This window comes from Methylovorus sp. MM2 (assembly GCF_001648895.1).
In the GTDB taxonomy this organism is placed as follows: Bacteria; Pseudomonadota; Gammaproteobacteria; order Burkholderiales; family Methylophilaceae; genus MM1.
The window spans coordinates 532,633-549,436 of the sequence record NZ_LXUF01000001.1 but is presented as its reverse complement, the minus strand read 5'-3'; the positions used below and the strand labels follow the sequence as shown (position 1 = coordinate 549,436).

The 16,804-nt window shown below is 47.1% G+C and carries 17 protein-coding genes; 5 read left to right on the top strand and 12 right to left on the bottom strand.

The genetic code is table 11. The features are described from left to right. Window positions 1–17 precede the first annotated feature (17 nt). Complete coding sequence (argJ, locus tag A7981_RS02490) at window positions 18–1,244, bottom strand: bifunctional glutamate N-acetyltransferase/amino-acid acetyltransferase ArgJ (protein WP_067263553.1); 1,227 nt, start codon at window positions 1,242–1,244, stop codon at window positions 18–20. A gap of 226 nt (window positions 1,245–1,470) precedes the next feature. Between argJ and A7981_RS02485 the strand changes: the two genes are divergently transcribed. Continuing rightward, entirely contained in the window at window positions 1,471–3,849 is a 2,379-nt protein-coding gene (locus A7981_RS02485; RefSeq protein ID WP_067263552.1) for an ATPase, T2SS/T4P/T4SS family, read from the top strand. A gap of 15 nt (window positions 3,850–3,864) precedes the next feature. Here A7981_RS02485 and A7981_RS02480 read toward each other — a convergent pair whose 3' ends face one another. From A7981_RS02480 to A7981_RS02450, 7 genes are all read right to left on the bottom strand, one after another. Continuing rightward, complete coding sequence (locus tag A7981_RS02480; protein ID WP_067263550.1) at window positions 3,865–4,212, bottom strand: hypothetical protein; 348 nt, start codon at window positions 4,210–4,212, stop codon at window positions 3,865–3,867. A gap of 53 nt (window positions 4,213–4,265) precedes the next feature. Further along, window positions 4,266–4,457, bottom strand: a complete 192-nt coding sequence (locus A7981_RS02475; protein ID WP_067263547.1) for a DUF1289 domain-containing protein — start codon at window positions 4,455–4,457, stop codon at window positions 4,266–4,268. A gap of 120 nt (window positions 4,458–4,577) precedes the next feature. After that, window positions 4,578–4,955 carry a hypothetical protein gene (locus A7981_RS11860; protein ID WP_067263545.1) on the bottom strand — a complete coding sequence of 126 codons (378 nt, stop codon included), beginning with the start codon at window positions 4,953–4,955 and terminating at the stop codon, window positions 4,578–4,580. Further along, the gene (locus tag A7981_RS02465; protein ID WP_254258478.1) at window positions 4,955–6,463 is read right to left on the bottom strand and encodes an ammonium transporter; all 1,509 of its coding nucleotides are present in this window, start codon (window positions 6,461–6,463) and stop codon (window positions 4,955–4,957) included. The genes A7981_RS11860 and A7981_RS02465 overlap by 1 nt, the downstream gene beginning before the upstream one ends. A gap of 179 nt (window positions 6,464–6,642) precedes the next feature. Next, the gene (locus A7981_RS02460; protein ID WP_067263542.1) at window positions 6,643–7,383 is read right to left on the bottom strand and encodes a hypothetical protein; all 741 of its coding nucleotides are present in this window, start codon (window positions 7,381–7,383) and stop codon (window positions 6,643–6,645) included. A gap of 368 nt (window positions 7,384–7,751) precedes the next feature. After that, on the bottom strand, window positions 7,752–10,475 hold the full coding sequence (gene secA, locus A7981_RS02455) for a preprotein translocase subunit SecA (protein WP_067263538.1): 2,724 nt from the start codon (window positions 10,473–10,475) through the stop codon (window positions 7,752–7,754). A gap of 133 nt (window positions 10,476–10,608) precedes the next feature. Beyond that, window positions 10,609–11,484, bottom strand: coding sequence for a M23 family metallopeptidase (locus A7981_RS02450; RefSeq protein WP_067263536.1), 876 nt, complete (start codon window positions 11,482–11,484; stop codon window positions 10,609–10,611). Between the two features lie 28 nt (window positions 11,485–11,512). On the opposite strand from A7981_RS02450, the gene A7981_RS02445 reads away from it, so the two are divergent. Genes A7981_RS02445 through A7981_RS02430 form a run of 4 tightly spaced genes read left to right on the top strand, consistent with a single transcriptional unit; the run spans window position 11,513 to window position 14,337 of the window. Next, window positions 11,513–11,929 carry a DciA family protein gene (locus A7981_RS02445; protein ID WP_067263532.1) on the top strand — a complete coding sequence of 139 codons (417 nt, stop codon included), beginning with the start codon at window positions 11,513–11,515 and terminating at the stop codon, window positions 11,927–11,929. 52 nt (window positions 11,930–11,981) lie between these two features. Next, the gene (locus A7981_RS02440) at window positions 11,982–12,782 is read left to right on the top strand and encodes a sulfite exporter TauE/SafE family protein (protein WP_254258477.1); all 801 of its coding nucleotides are present in this window, start codon (window positions 11,982–11,984) and stop codon (window positions 12,780–12,782) included. Beyond that, window positions 12,779–13,525, top strand: coding sequence for an ABC transporter ATP-binding protein (locus A7981_RS02435; RefSeq protein WP_254258476.1), 747 nt, complete (start codon window positions 12,779–12,781; stop codon window positions 13,523–13,525). The genes A7981_RS02440 and A7981_RS02435 overlap by 4 nt, the downstream gene beginning before the upstream one ends. Beyond that, a complete protein-coding gene (locus tag A7981_RS02430) occupies window positions 13,525–14,337 on the top strand; it encodes an ABC transporter permease (RefSeq protein WP_067263526.1) in 813 nt (270 codons plus the stop codon). The genes A7981_RS02435 and A7981_RS02430 overlap by 1 nt, the downstream gene beginning before the upstream one ends. A 31-nt stretch (window positions 14,338–14,368) precedes the next feature. Here A7981_RS02430 and ppa read toward each other — a convergent pair whose 3' ends face one another. From ppa to A7981_RS02410, 4 genes are all read right to left on the bottom strand, one after another. Next, window positions 14,369–14,893 carry an inorganic diphosphatase gene (ppa, locus tag A7981_RS02425; RefSeq protein ID WP_067263521.1) on the bottom strand — a complete coding sequence of 175 codons (525 nt, stop codon included), beginning with the start codon at window positions 14,891–14,893 and terminating at the stop codon, window positions 14,369–14,371. Window positions 14,894–14,970: 77 nt separating this feature from the next. Next, the gene (locus A7981_RS02420; RefSeq protein WP_067263518.1) at window positions 14,971–15,606 is read right to left on the bottom strand and encodes a carbonic anhydrase; all 636 of its coding nucleotides are present in this window, start codon (window positions 15,604–15,606) and stop codon (window positions 14,971–14,973) included. Next, a complete protein-coding gene (locus tag A7981_RS02415) occupies window positions 15,606–15,824 on the bottom strand; it encodes a YkvA family protein (RefSeq protein ID WP_082889188.1) in 219 nt (72 codons plus the stop codon). The genes A7981_RS02420 and A7981_RS02415 overlap by 1 nt, the downstream gene beginning before the upstream one ends. Before the next feature lie 62 nt (window positions 15,825–15,886). Next, complete coding sequence (locus tag A7981_RS02410) at window positions 15,887–16,786, bottom strand: phosphoribosylaminoimidazolesuccinocarboxamide synthase (RefSeq protein ID WP_067263512.1); 900 nt, start codon at window positions 16,784–16,786, stop codon at window positions 15,887–15,889. Window positions 16,787–16,804 lie beyond the last annotated feature (18 nt).

Here is a 16,804-nt window from a genome sequence, read left to right as displayed (position 1 = left end):
TCAACTTCGAGGACCTCTTAACTTCTGTAATCGGCATTGATCTTGACGTAATCATAAGAGAAATCGCAAGTCCAGACCGTCGCATCGGCAGCTCCTCTATTGAGTACGACACGTACCAGAATCTCAGCTTCTTTCATTACCGCTGCACCTTGAGACTCTTCATAGCTTTTGGCTCTACCACCATCTTCCGCAACCAGCACATTACCAAGATATAGCTTCAGCGCGTTGACATCCAAGTCATCTATACCTGCATAGCCAATCGCGGCCAAGATACGGCCAAGATTAGGGTCTGACGCGAAGAATGCCGTTTTTATCAAAGGCGAATGTGAGATCGCATAAGCGACTTTTCTGCACTCAGCTTCATCACGCCCACCTTCAACCTTAACAGTCATGAATTTAGTGGCACCTTCACCATCACGAACGATCGCTTGCGCTAACACAATAGCCACTTCAGTGATCGCATGGCGTAATACGGCATAATCCGTACTATCCGTCGATATTTCAGCCGCGCCAGATTGACCGGTCGCCATGATGACCAGTGAGTCATTAGTAGAAGTATCGCCATCTACCGTAATACAATTAAATGAACGGTTCACCGCATACTGAATGATGCCATCTAGCCCGGCTTGGCTAATCGCTGCGTCCGTTGCGATGTATCCAAGCATGGTTGCCATATTAGGGTGGATCATCCCTGAACCTTTAGCGATACCTGTAATAGTGATGGTATGCCCACCGATGGTTAACTGCTTTGACGTACCTTTGGACACGATATCAGTCGTCATGATCGCTTCAGCGGCATTCAACCAGTTATCTTCCCGCAAATCGGCAATACATTGCGGCAAACCGGCAACGACACGCTCAACTGGCAGCGGCTCGAGAATGACACCGGTCGAAAAAGGCAATATTGTCTCGGACTTGCTACCTAATAATTCAGCCAAGGCATCACAGGTTTGTTTTGCCCGCTGCATGCCCTCATCGCCTGTACCTGCATTTGCATTGCCCGTATTCACGATAAGCGCGGTTATTTCAGCGCCACTTGCCAAATGCTCTTTACACAACACAACAGGTGCCGCGCAAAAACGGTTTTTGGTAAATACGCCTGCGACTTTTGTGCCTGCACCCAGCTTCATCACCAATAAGTCTTTACGATTGGGTTTGCGTATATTGGCTTCAGCAATTCCCAATTGAATTCCCTTTACAGGATATAGCTGATCAGCTTTTGGTGAGGTCAGGTTTACAGGCATAACGATTCTCAAAAATAATTCCAGATAAGCAATTTTACCGCATTCGGCGTGCACAAAAATGTCTATCAGAATAATTGACTGCAAACCCTATGTAATTGTCATCAAAGTACGCGGGCATGATCAGTGCAAAAACAAGACATATCGCTGATTAAAAGGTGGATTTTCCGCAGGGCTGTGATAGTGTTTAACTATTATTAACGCTTTGCCCTATAAGAGAGTTATTGCAATGAACAGTCCTGCAACTGTACAGAATAAAGAAGCTGCCAGCCTTGCCGAAATGGGCAACAAGCTAGCCTTCACTAAGAAGCTCCAAGCCGTTACCAATAAGATCCACGCGACTCGCAACATCGACGAGATCATCTTGGAAGTCAGTCAGGACATTCGCACATTATTTGAGGCTGAGCGCTTAACGCTGTATGTCCTCAGCGAAGATAACAACTCCATCGTTTCAAAAGTCAAAACCGGCCTCAATGAATTCAAAGAACTCAAGCTAGCGATCAATCCACAAAGTATTGCCGGCTATGTTGCCGTAAGTAAAGCCATGGCCAATATCGCAGACGTCTATGACGATGTGGAGCTTGCAAAAATCAGCCCTGAGATTCACTTTTTAAAAGAAGTCGATAAGAAAACCGGCTTCCGTACCAAACAGATGCTGGTTTTCCCCATCATCAATCAACATGATGGTTCGCTCATGGGGGTGGTACAGGTCATCAATAGCATGTCAGGGCTGCCATTTCCTGCGATGGCAGAAGAAGGCGCGCCTGAGCTTGCAAAAACACTCGCCATCGCACTGAATCAACGCCAATCCCCTGCTGGCATCGTCAAAACCAAGTACGATACATTGATCACTGAAGGTGTGATATCAAGCGCAGAGCTAGAGCTTGCCCAGCGTTCTGCCCGTAAAAAAGGACAAGATCTTGAAGAGGTGTTGATCGAGGAATTCGAAGTAAAAGCCGCAGATATTAGTAAATCGCTTTCCACATTTTTTGGCGTACCTTTTGAGTCATTCAAGCATGACCGCATGAAGCCGATGGATCTACTCAAAACACTCAAGCTGGATTACGTATTAGCCAATGGCTGGATTCCTATTGATGAGACCAAGGAAGAAGGCCTTATCATCCTGACACCTGACCCTGAGAAGATTAAAAGCTCTCGTATCGTCGGCAACATCTTTCCTCGTAACAATAAGATCAGTTACCGAGGCTGCCTACAGCGTGACTTCACGCTAACGGTCAACCAGTTCTATGGCGCAGGTAATATCTCCGGCGATATCGGCGACATCCTTTCCTCAATGGATGAGGATGACGAAATTACCACCTCTGGCGCAGAAGATGCCTCAGCCGCTAGCGACAATGAGCTAGTCAAATTGGTGAATAAAATCATCATCGATGCTTATAACCAAGGTGCCTCCGATATCCACATCGAACCGTATCCTGAAAAAGGCAAAACAGAGATACGCTTTCGTAAAGATGGCACGCTCGTCAATTACATCGAGGTACCGCCAAGCTATCGCAACGCACTGGTTGCACGTATCAAGATCATGTGTGATCTCGACATTTCGGAAAAACGTAAGCCGCAGGATGGAAAGATCAAATTCAAGAAATTTGGCCCACTTGATATAGAGCTGCGCGTTGCGACTATCCCGACTGCTGGCGGTATTGAGGATATCGTCATGCGTATTCTGGCTGCAGGCAAGCCGATTCCATTGGATAAGCTTGGTCTTTCAGCACATAACAATAGCAAACTAAAAGAACTCGTCGCAAAACCTTACGGCTTATTCTTTGTTTGCGGCCCCACAGGCTCAGGTAAAACCACGACGCTTCACTCGGCACTTGGCTATATCAACACACCCGAAACAAAGATATGGACAGCAGAAGACCCGGTTGAGATCACGCAAAAAGGCTTACGTCAGGTTCAGGTCAACAAAAAAGCCGGGCTAGATTTTGCTATGGTGATGAAGGCATTCCTGCGGGCTGATCCAGATGTCATCATGGTGGGTGAGATGCGCGATAAAGAAACCGTTGCAACAGGTATTGAAGCCTCACTCACAGGTCACTTGGTATTCGCCACACTGCATACGAACAGCGCGCCGGAATCCATCGTACGTTTGCTGGATATGGGCATGGACCCCTTCAACTTTGCAGATGCGCTACTTGGTATTCTTGCTCAGCGTTTGGGTAAACGCTTATGCGAATGCAAAAAACCCTATACGCCAGCAGCAGACGAAATCAAAGGTATGCTCAACGAGTATTGCCTGGAATTACAGAACACTGTGAGCTGGAAAAAAGACCCGGAAGGAAGCTACAAAGCTGTTTACCAGAACTGGACCAAATCTTTTGGTAACGATAAAGGCCAGCTCACTTTATACAAGGCAACAGGCTGTGATAAATGCAGCAATACAGGCTACAAAGGCCGCGTAGGCTTGCATGAGCTGTTGGAAGGCACCGATGCTGTTAAGAAAAACATTCAAGAGCATGCACGTGTCGCAGAGATGTTTGCGACGGCATTAGAAGATGGCATGCGCACACTAAAACAAGATGGCATCGAGAAAGTACTGCAAGGGGTGACAGATATGAAGCAAGTACGCGCGGTCTGTATAAAATAAACCGCCGACTTAAACTTACTGCCCAGCGACCCTTAACTCAAAGTAGACTTCATCGACTGCTTTGGCATAAGCGTAATCAATCTTTGCTTCACACTTTTGCTTTACCAACGCCATCAATCGGCTGGGCAATACCGTGCTGCCCGTATTGACATCACCAGATTTTGACCGCAAACCATAGGCGATATTAGCGCCGGAGAAATAACCCTGCGTCCAGCTTTCTAAGCGCTCCTCATCAATATCGTGATTGTTCACTGCGGCTAAAATATCTCCGCAGCTTTCAACACCAACTCCCGAGATATAGCCATCAGCGGCATAACTATTCAATGCGGTAGCTACAAGGATAATCGTAATTAATATTTTCATGATTGATATACATTTAATGAGATAAAAAGCGGCATGACTTTTTATCTGGATGATTAATCGTCAAAACTGGCAGCATCCATTTGTCTTTGAGCGACTTTTTCAAGGATACCGAGTTTATCTGTAGAAGGCATATCCCACCAGCCACGTATTTCTTCGATTGTTCGATAACAACCGACACATAGGCCTGTAGCCTCGCTCATGGCACAAACACCAATACAGGGGGAATTAACAGCGATAGGATCCATACAAAAACCCAGATTGATTATACAAAAGGCTGGCTATTGTACTATAGCCAGCCTTTTGTCATATTCCAGATTTTTATTAAATTCCAGAGTTTCTCAAATCAAAGCACGCGTAATTTAATGCTAGCGCAAATGACCGATATAACGATCATTAGAACCCTCAGAGCCCTCACCAGACCCATCTGAAGATGGGGTCGATGCCGCAGCCTCATCAAACATAGAAGGCAATGCAGGCGCTTCAGTTGAGGCAGGCTTCTCGACCACTGGCGCCACTACTGCAGGTGGCGGTGCGACAGCCGCTGTTTTGCCAAACATGAGCTCTTCATAACGATCCGCATAACGGCTTAGATCTTCTGCTCCAAGCGAACGAGAAAGTCGAAGAATCTCACGGGCATATTCTTCATTCTTGCTCATCCACTCCACATCAATGACGCGGTTTGCAGTTCGCCTTAAAGTCACATACAGGTGAGCCGCAACCGCAGTTTTATCTGCGTCACTCATTAAGCCAACCTTTCAGCATGTTGTGAAATATCCAAACCATCCTGCTCATCATCTGGCGATACACGCAGGCCGATCACCCAATCCACGACTTGTAGAATGATGTAAGTGCCAACACCGCTATAAACAAGGGTGACCAGCACACCGATACACTGCGATACCACACTACCTTCAGCACCGCTAATCGCCTTGCTTGCAAATACGCCGGTCAAGATCGCACCAACGATACCGCCAACACCGTGAATACCAAATACATCCAAGGCGTCATCAGCCCCTAATAGACGTTTAAGGCCAGTTGCACCCCAATAGCAGAACAAGCCCGCAGCGATCCCGATTACCAATGCGCCTTTCACATCGACAAAACCAGAGGCTGGTGTAATCGCAACAAGGCCGGCAACAGCACCTGAGCAGGCGCCTAGCAATGTAGCACGTGATTTTCTGACCCATTCAACAGCCATCCATGTCAGTACGGCAGTACCAGTGGCCACCTGTGTAGCCAACATCGCCATACCAGCACGGCCATCAGAGGCAACAGCAGAACCCGCATTGAAACCGAACCAGCCCACCCATAGCAAAGAAGCGCCAATCATGGTGTAGACAAGGTTATAAGGAGGGAATGGCTCTTTACCATAGCCACGACGTGGCCCAACCATATAGGCGCATACCAAGCCGGCAACGCCTGCATTAATATGCACCACAGTACCACCAGCAAAGTCTAGAACCCCTTGAGAAGCTAACCAGCCACCTGGTTCCCATACCCAATGTGCGATTGGCGCGTAGATAACGACTGTCCAAATGGCGATAAACACCATCATGGCAGAGAACTTGATACGTTCAGCAAATGCACCAGTGATCAAGGCAGGGGTAATAATCGCGAATGTCAGCTGGAACATAATAAACACTGACTCAGGGATCGTGGAAGCAATATGGCTGACACTAATCTGGCTAGTTTCCTTGATATAGGTCAGGCCGTTCAGCATGACGCGATCAAGGCTACCGATATATAGATTGTTCGGCGTGAACGCGAGGCTATACCCAATGACCACCCAAAGCACCGTGACCAAGCAGGTAATCGCAAAGCTTTGCAATACCGTTGATAGTACGTTTCTCTTGCGAACCATGCCGCCGTAAAATAGCGCCAACCCAGGGATCGTCATTAGCAATACCAATGCCGTTGACGATAGCATCCATGCGGTATCCCCTGCGCTAATCTTGTCAAACCCGATAACAGAGGGTTCAGTAGCGGATGCTTCAGGGCCAGTATCCTCGTCTTCTTCATGCTCTTCCGTCGCCATCACAGGGGCTGGCACTTCTGGCTCCGCGGCTGCAGGCACTGCCTCAGCTTCAGCAGGTGCAGAATCTGGTACATCAGCAGACGGTGGCGCGACAATCGCGGCAGACTGGTCTTTTGCAACAGGCGTAGCTGTTTCAGCAGAGGAATACCCAGGGACTAGTAGCAAAGCATTCAAAACCCCGATTAGCATCCACTTTTTAGTGTCATGTATATTCATAAATTGTTTCGCCTTATCCGCTATTTTAATGTTCATTGTTATGCTTCAAGAGTTTACAGCTTTGCTGCTTTAATATTTCATCCATCAAAATCTAGCAAGTCATGTACCAATATGATATCTGGTAAAACAGGCCTCGCTTTCAAGCTTTTCTTTACACACGCTCTTTGGCAAGCGCTCCTTTAGAGAAAAGACTTCGGAGCATACTCCTGCCCAAATACCGATTTAGCAGCGACCGCCATTGCCTGCTCTATGGCCAATGCGCCTGCCGCGCCACCCATATTATCCGCCAACCATGACTTAATGTGCCCCAATAAAGCTTTTAGCTGACCGGCTCGATAAGCCCGAGTCTGTATTGTGCTGCCTGTATCTACCAATACCACCAATTGTTCTTGCTGCGCCTCAGACCATGGTAGATGCGTGACGACATCTTTTACAAAATCGCGAAACTCCAGACCTGTCGTCGCACTATGCTGGTCAACCAACTCAAACAGGGCAAGTATCAGGATTTTAAAGGTCTGAAATTCCGGTGTGTTATTAGCACCTTCAGATGCGGCGCCATTAGTCACAACGGCAGTAGCAACAGCTGCCCGCTCTGGTACAGCTTTTACTGCAACCTCATCCACGACTATGGCTTCAACAGCTTCGCCTGTTGGCAGGGCAATCAAATCTGCAGGCTTTGCCATTAATGCACGATTGATCGCCTGCGCCATCTCACGCTGCACATCAGTTTTTCCAAATTTAGTACAAACCTCACGTACATACATATTCAAACCACTGAAAACAGACTGCGATGCCTTAGAATGTTCTGTCCACATATCTAGCGCTGTAGCAGCATCTTCTTCGCTTAAAACGCTACATAGCCCATGATAGACTGCGCGACGCTGACGTAAAGACTCAGAAGTACCTGATTTGTTTTGCATGAAAAATACGGCTCACTTAAATATTCAAAATCATCAAAATATCCGCTAACACGCGCTCTATAGCAGGGCGATAGCGCTTATCTGGTGCACCAAAAACTTGCTACTGTCATTTATTCGACAGAAGCCTTCATTCCTTACCCGACTGATTTTTACTTTATTCAAATAAAGTTTATTTAATCAATCTGAAAAATCAATCACATGCGTTAATTCCAAGGCCTTAAAGTACATAAAAATCATACTTTAAATCAACAAGATTAAACACCTTGAAGTGATTAACGCAAAACGTATGCCAGACTAAGGCTTACCGCCATCAACAAAAAAGCCTAATGGGCAGATGCCATTAGGCTTTTTATTGCGTCTGAAGGTATTTAAGACAACTTACCGTGACACTGTTTGTATTTTTTACCTGACCCACATGGACATGGATCATTGCGCCCAATCTTGACCCCATCTCGCGTAATCGTTTGCGCAATGGCCTCTTCATCTACCGGAACATCATCCACACCTAGCGCCTCATCATAGTCTGCATGTTGATAACGCACGTTATCAAGCTCGACGGGCTTTTCTACCGCTTCGACATCGGCTTCATTCTTCACTTGTATCAGCATCGTGATCTTAGTGACTTCACTTTTCACTGTGTTCAGCAAACCTGCAAACAACTCGAATGCCTCGCGCTTGTATTCTTGCTTTGGATTCTTTTGCGCATATGACCGCAAATGAATACCCTGGCGCAAGTGATCCAATGCGGCAAGATGCTCTCTCCAGTGATTATCTATACTTTGCAGCATCACAGCACGCTCGAACTGGCGCATCACATCAGTGCCAGCCATACTTTCTTTGGCTTTGTAAGCTTCATCCGCAGCATCCTGCACACGCTCACGTAATGTTTCTTCGTGCAGGTTTGCATTTTCTTCCAGCATTTTCTGCAATGGCAGATCTAGTCCGACTTCTGCCTGCAACGTCTTCTCAAGGGATGCCACATCCCACTCTTCTTCTACCGTTCCGGGTGGAATATGTGTCGCCACGATATCGTTGATCACATCACTACGCATTGCAGCGATCGTCTCAGCGACATCTGTAGCCTCAAGCAACTCATTACGCTGCTGATAGATAACCTTGCGCTGATCGTTCGACACGTCATCATATTCAAGCAATTGCTTACGGATATCAAAGTTACGACCTTCGACCTTGCGTTGTGCATTTTCGATAGCGCGCGTCACCCATGGATGCTCGATGGCTTCACCTTCAGGCATCTTGAGGCGTTCCATGATGGCTGATACACGGTCAGAAGCGAAGATACGCAACAACTGATCTTCAAGCGACAAATAGAAACGACTGGAACCCGGGTCACCCTGACGTCCGGCACGGCCACGCAGTTGGTTATCCACGCGACGCGACTCATGGCGCTCAGTACCAATGATATGCAAACCACCAGAAGCCAATACTGCATCATGGCGTTTTTGCCATTCAGCTTTTGCGGTTGCGACTTTTGCAGATTTTTCTGCTTCGCTTAATGTTTCATCGGCGTGTATCTCAGCCACTTCAGGCTCATAATTGCCACCTAGCACGATGTCGGTACCACGGCCCGCCATATTAGTAGCAATCGTGATCATACCCGGGCGACCAGCCTGAACGATGATATGCGCTTCACGTTCATGCTGCTTGGCATTCAAGACTTGATGCTCAAGATTCGCCTTATTCAACAAACTAGCGATCAGCTCAGAGTTCTCGATCGATGTAGTTCCGACCAATACTGGCTGACCACGCTTCTGGCACTCACGGATATCTTCAATCACCGCCTGATATTTCTCCATGGAGGTGCGATAGACCTTATCCATGTTATCAATACGCTGCATACCTCGATGAGTCGGGATAACAACCGTCTCAAGACCGTATATTTGGTTGAATTCATATGCTTCGGTATCGGCTGTACCCGTCATACCGGAAAGCTTTTCGTACATGCGGAAGTAATTCTGGAAAGTAATAGAAGCCAGCGTCTGGTTCTCTTTCTGGATCGCCATGCCTTCTTTTGCTTCAACCGCCTGATGCAAACCGTCAGACCAACGACGACCTGGCATCATGCGGCCAGTGAACTCATCGACAATGACGATCTCGCCATCACGAACCACATAGTGTTGATCACGATGGAATAACGATTGCGCGCGCAATGCAGCATACATATGATGCACCAGCGTAATGCTCGCTGCATCGTACAAACTTGTGCCTTCTGACAACAAGCCTGCATCAGCCAGTAATTGCTCAGCGTGTTCATGCCCTTGCTCAGACATGATGACCTGATGGGATTTTTCGTCCACCCAAAAATCGCCTTCGCCTTCCTCTTCTTTCTGGCGAGTCAGTTTTGTGGCAATGCCATTGATTTGCACATAAAGATCGATGCTGTCATCCGCTTGGCCGGAAATAATCAGTGGTGTACGCGCCTCATCGATCAAGATGGAGTCGACCTCATCGATCAATGCATAGCTAAGGCTACGCTGCACACGTTCTGATGCTGTATAGACCATGTTATCGCGTAGGTAGTCGAAACCGAATTCATTATTGGTGCCGTAGGTGATATCAGAAGCATAGGCTTTTTGCTTTTCAGCATGCAGCATCTGCGATAAGTTGATACCAACCGTCAGCCCGAGGAAATTATAAAGACGCGCCATCCACTCGGCATCACGCTTAGCCAGATAGTCATTCACGGTAATAACATGTACACCCTTGCCAGCCAAGGCATTCAAATATGCAGGTAGCGTCGCTACTAACGTTTTACCTTCACCCGTCCGCATTTCAGCGATTTTGCCCGAGTGCAATACCATGCCACCAATCAACTGTACGTCAAAATGACGCATCTCCAGAATACGGCGGCTACCTTCGCGCACGACGGCAAAGGCTTCCGGTAATAATTTATCCAGCGATTCGCCTTGTTGATAACGCTGCTTGAACTCTTCAGTTTTCCCACGCAACCGCTCATCACTCAGACCTTGCAACGATGCCTCAAGGTTGTTGATGGCTTGTACATTCTGCGCATACTGTTTAACTAAACGATCGTTACGACTACCGAATACTTTTTTGAACAACGTGGATAACATGAAGTGACACCGACTTTCCGCAATGGCGGAAACCTCTAGGTTGACTGGGAAATTTTAGATATAAAAATGTTTGTTTATATAACACTCAAATAATTCAATTTAACTCTTTTGGATACTTTTAGTTTCGGCACTTTTAGCTCTTTAAATACTTGCGCGGGTCGAGCGGCGCGCCATTCAATCGCACCTCAAAATGCAAATGGGCGCCCGTAGAACGCCCTGTACTACCGACCTTGGCAATTAACTGCCCTTTTTCGACACGATCCCCTGCTTTCACAAGCAATTGAGATGCGTGTGCATATCTTGTTTCAAGACCTGCACCATGGTCGATCTTCACGATTTTACCATAATCAGGCGTCTGCTCGGCGCTAATCACGATACCGCCTGCTGCTGCATATATGGGGGTGCCTATGTCAGAAGTAAAGTCCAAACCTTCATGAAATGCCATTTTTCCGCTAAAGGGGTCTACGCGCCAGCCATAACTTGATGAGTTGTATGCGCCATCAACAGGATGCATATTAGGAATGGCGTTTCTCTGCATACTCTGATGCACCAAGGCAGTTTCTAATTTATTCAGGCGCTCGCTTTTGCTATCGAGCTCGAGCATCAGTTCGGATATCTTTTGCTGTAGCTCTTCTTCCGTCAGTCCATACCCGTCTTTTTCCGGGCCACCTTGCCCAGGTGGCGGTACAGCTTGTTCGGTTTCTTTATCCTTGATACCCGCAACAGTGGATAATCGATCACTGAGCGCATCCAAGCGCATCACGCGTGCCTGTATCTCACCAAGCTGAATGGCCAGTGCGTCGATATGTTCTTGCGGATTAAGCAGATTAAGAGCTGAGGGGATAAGCGACTGGACGACGCCTTGGTGCTTGTGCTTCGATTGTGGCAGAATGATTGCCACAGTCAGCATCACAATAGCAACGATGAGTAAAACCAAAGCGATAATCACTTGTCGTAAAGACAGGACCTTTGGCTTTGCCATGTTGTTAGAAACAAAAATAATATTCAAGCAATTCCCCTTTTGAGAGGTTCGCACGGTGCGGCAATTTAAAGCAGTGTTTAGAGGAAGCCCTGAGCTTTTGGCCTTATCTGGCCATGCACAAGACTTAAGCGCCTCACAACAAGCTTGGAATACCGTTACACCGGAACCCCTCAGACCACATACACAGGCTGGCACCCTGAAGCACAAAAGACTCACTGTATATGCAGCTAACGGCGCAGTCGCCGCTAAAATTAAATTATTACTGCCGAGTTTATTAACTAAGTTGCAAAAACAAGGACTCGAAGTTACTTCAATTCGCGTTGAAGTGCAAGTGCAATCTGGCGCCCGCAAGACTGATAAAAACATTCGCAAGTTGAGCGAAAAAGCGGCCACATCATTGGGTAAGCTAGCCGATGAACTGAGCGGTTCAGAGCTTGGTGATGCGCTGGCAAGATTATCTAGCAGAACCTGACCGGTTTACAGGCGTTCATTCACAAACTCAACGTATCAGGTATTGATCTCTTTTGATTCTCCATGACTTTTTAATCTACTTTGCTGCCGGCGCATTCTCCGGCGTACTCTCAGGGTTATTCGGGGTTGGCGGCGGCACGGTAATCGTGCCTATTCTGGTGTTTGCTTTCGTGAGCCAAGGCTTCCCTGAAGCACATATCATGCACATGGCGCTGGGCACTTCGCTGGCGACGATCATCTTGACGTCTATTGCCTCTGCAAGGGCACATCACCTCAAAGGCAATGTGAATTGGGATACAGTAAAACGCATTACGCCAAGCATTATCTTTGGCACAGTCCTTGGCGCACTGCTCGCTGCTAGTTTGCATAGCGTTTGGCTACAGATCATCTTTGCTATATTCTTACTTGTAGTGGCCACGCAAATGGCTCTGAATTTTTCACCAAGCCCGCATACACATTTGCCGGGGAGCTTTGGCACTGGGGTGACAGGCGCGATGATTGGATTGCTTTCCAGTTTGGTGGGGATCGGCGGCGGCTCATTAACAGTACCTGTACTGATGTATTACAACTTTACTGCACAGAAAGCGGTCGGCACATCCGCCGCAGTGGGATTGCCATTAGCAGTTGCAGCTACAGCGGGGTATATCTTCACGGGCATAGGTATCGAACATTTACCTAAATACAGTATCGGGTTTATTTATATCCCAGCCCTGATCGGGATTGCTGCTATCAGCATCTTCACAGCACCAGTCGGTGCAGCTATTGCACAACGCCTTTCGTCTGTGGTGCTCAAACGCCTTTTTGCATTACTTCTCTATATCGTCGGCCTGAAAATGGTTTGGGGGTTCTTTTGAGCGATAGGCAACATATCATCGAAGTCGAATGTCTTTATAAGACCTTTGAAAAGATCAATGCCGTAGATGGCATCAGCTTTAAGGTTAGAAAAGGCAGTACTACGGCATTACTGGGTGGTAATGGCGCGGGAAAAACAACGACCATCACCATGCTGCTAGGCTTGCTGATTCCAACAAGCGGCAGCATCACGATATTAGGTGAAGATATGCTGCAACACCGTTATCGTCTATTGCATCGCATGAATTTCTCATCGCCCTATGTCGATCTACCGCAACGGCTTAGTGTGAAAGAGAATCTAACTGTATACGGTCATCTTTACCGTTTACCAAAATTAAAAGCACGCATCGCAGAGATTGCAGAAGCCCTTGATCTAAGCGACTTACTGGATAGACGCTATGGCCGTTTATCTGCCGGGCAAAAAACCCGTGTTTCTCTAGCAAAAGCACTCCTTAACAAACCTGAACTTTTGTTGCTGGATGAGCCGACTGCATCGCTAGATCCTGATACAGCAGACTCCATCCGCAGTTATCTTGAACAATACCAGCGGGATACAGGCGCCAGCATATTACTTGCCTCGCACAATATGGCCGAAGTAGAACGTATGGCAGACGATGTCATCATGATGCGCCAAGGCCGCATTGTAGACAGCGGTGCGCCAGAAATGCTGGTTGAGAAATATGGCAAGCGTTCGATGGAAGAGGTCTTCATCGATATTGCGCGCAATAATGAGGTGATCGCCTGATGACAACAGCAGATATTGCCTTTTCGCCTCGACGTATAGGGGCTGTCGTTCTGCGCCATCTCTACCTCATGCGCACCTCATGGCCACGCATGATCGAAATGATCTATTGGCCAACGGTGCAGATGGTGTTATGGGGTTTCATCTCCATATTTCTGCAACAAAATAGCAGTTATGTCGCACAGGCTACCGGCGTATTACTTTCAGCCGTGCTGCTATGGGATGTTTTGTTTCGTGGGCAATTAGGTATTGCACTTATATTTTTGGAAGAGATTTATTCACGTAATCTAGGGCACTTGTTTGTTAGCCCTTTAAGACCAGGTGAAATGATCAGCAGCTTGTTATTGCTAAGCCTGATAAGAACACTCATTGGGGTCGGCGGCGCAACGCTGGTCGCCATACCTTTATTCCATTACAACCTCTTTGATATGGGTTTACCGCTCATTGCTTTTTTCTTTAACTTATTGGTCATGGCATGGGGTATTGGTTTGGTGATCGCGGGACTATTGCTTAGGTTCGGCTTGGGCGCAGAAGGTATCGCATGGGCGGCCATTTTCGCATTACAGCCTATTTGTGCGGTCTTCTATCCGGTATCGACCTTACCAACGTGGTTGCATCCGGTTGCATGGATACTACCTGCGAGCCACATATTCGAAGGCATGCGAGCGCTGCTTTTCCAGCATCATTTCGATATATACCAACTAGTGATTGCTGGACTACTCAATATCGTTTGGCTAAGCGCCGGGATCATCGTGTTCCAGAGATTCTTCCATGCAGCAAGGGAACGCGGATTACTACTGCAAGTGGGTGAATAGTGCTCTTTCGAGCACTATTCAGATGCAATAACTATTTGAAACGTGCGACGCTTGAAACAATTTCAGCTTTAGCGGCTTCAACATCTTGCCATTCACCAACCTTGACCCACTTACCTTTTTCCAGATCTTTGTAGTGCTCGAAGAAATGGGCGATAGGTGCGATCGTCCATTCAGGCAAGTCTTTATAAGACTTCACATCTTTATATAAAGAACAGACTTTATCGATAGGCACAGCTAATACTTTGGCATCGATGCCACCATCATCTTCCATCGTCAAAACGCCGATTGGGCGGCAACGGATCACGACACCTGACTGCAATGGGATGGGGGTCACGACCAACACGTCAGTCGGGTCGCCATCCAAGCTTAATGTATTCGGGATATAGCCATAGTTACATGGATAATGCATGGATGTACCCATGAAACGGTCAACGAATACAGCACCGGATTCTTTATCCACTTCAAACTTGATCGGTTCGCCACGCATTGGGATCTCAATGATGACGTTGAAATCATTTGGCAGATCTTTGCCTGCTGGCACTTTACTTAAAGACATTACTTTTTCCTCAGTTGATTCGATTAAATATATACGACGATCTGTAAATTATTATCCTGTAGATTCAGGGATGGATTTTATACCAAGGTACTGAATTTGAGTGTGTCTGGGTTGTAGCTCAACATCTCACCGCTGATGATATCGAAATACCAGCCATGCAACTTCAGCTTGCCTTGTTCAACACGCGATTTGATGAATGGAAAGGTAGCTAGATTCTCAAGGGAAACGAGCACACCGCCTAGCTCACAGGCGCAAGCCTTTTCTTCATTAGAAAAATTAGGATGATCCACGTCCACCCGCTCAGAAGCGCGACGCGCGATATTCACCCATGGTTTGACAAACTCACCTATCTCACCATCATCAGGCAGACCCTCGACCAATGCTTTAATGCCACCGCATTGGCGATGCCCCAATACGATGATGTGCTGTACCTCTAAAGCACAAACACCAAACTCCAACGCGGCACTCACACCGTGGTAACCACCACCCACTTCATAAGGTGGCACCAAGTTCGCAACGTTACGGACAACAAAGAGGTCACCCGGTTTGCAATCCATCACGATCGCAGGGTCAGCGCGTGAGTCAGAACATGCGATCACTAATGTGCTGGGCTTTTGCCCATGGGCAAGCTCGGCAAATAATAATCCATCATTCGCAAAATAGTTATCGTGAAAACGGCGATAACCAGTAATCAATTCATTAAAGTCAGTCATTACGTTATTTCTTTCCTTACTTGCTCTCGGCATTCAATCATAATTTCAGGGGGAATCATCTTTAATGCCAGATATATCAATCCCGGTACGATCACTACATCATCTAGTTGACCAATCAGGGGAATAAAATCCGGAATCAGGTCAAAAGGTAATAGCAGATAACCTAGCGCTAGCCAAAGCAGGAATTTTGCCAGCTTTGGCGTCAGCGGATGATGCATCGCCAAGCGATAGACTGCGAACTCTACCTTTAAGGTCTGGTATATCTGTTTAAGCGTTTGCTTCAGACAAGCAACTCTTTACCTGTGAGCTTTTTATAGGCCTCACGATATTTCTCACTAGTTTTCAAAGCAACATCCAATGGCAACTCAGGCCCAGGCGCGACTTTATTCCAGCCAGTGGACTCTAACCAATCCCTCACATATTGCTTATCGAAACTTGGCGGATTCTTACCGACCACATATTGATCTGCAGGCCAGAAGCGTGATGAATCTGGCGTCAATATCTCGTCGATGAGATACAACTCGCCAGCCTCATCCAAACCAAATTCGAATTTGGTGTCGGCAATGATAATACCGCGTGTTAGCGCATATTCCGCGGCTTCTTTATATAGCTGGATACTGACATTGGCGACCTTTTCAGCCAGCGCTTTGCCTAGCAGTTTGGCAGCGTGATCCAAGGTGATGTTGATATCATGATCGCCTACATCCGCCTTGCTTGATGGTGTAAAGATAGGTGCTGGCAATTTGGAAGCTTCCTGCAATCCCGTCGGCAAACTAATGCCGCAAACGGTGCCCTCTGCTTTGTATTCCTTCCACCCCGACCCAGCCAGATACCCACGCACAATGGCTTCGATAGGCAACGGTTTAAGCTTTTTAACCACTAACGCACGCTTACCCAGTTGCGCTTTTTCAGCAGGGTCACTCACTAAAGAATCTGGGTCTATACCCGTCAGGTGATTAGGGATGATATGGCCTAATTTTGCAAACCAGAAATTGGCAATCTCGGTAAGTATCGTTCCCTTTCCCTGAATCGGCGTTGGCAAGATCACATCGAAAGCAGAAAGGCGATCACTGGCGATCAACAACATCGTGTTGTCATCGACATCATAGATATCGCGTACCTTGCCTTGGTTAATCAACTTCAGGCTTTTGATACTCGATTGCATAAGCGGTGTAGTCAAAACGATTACCTTTATATC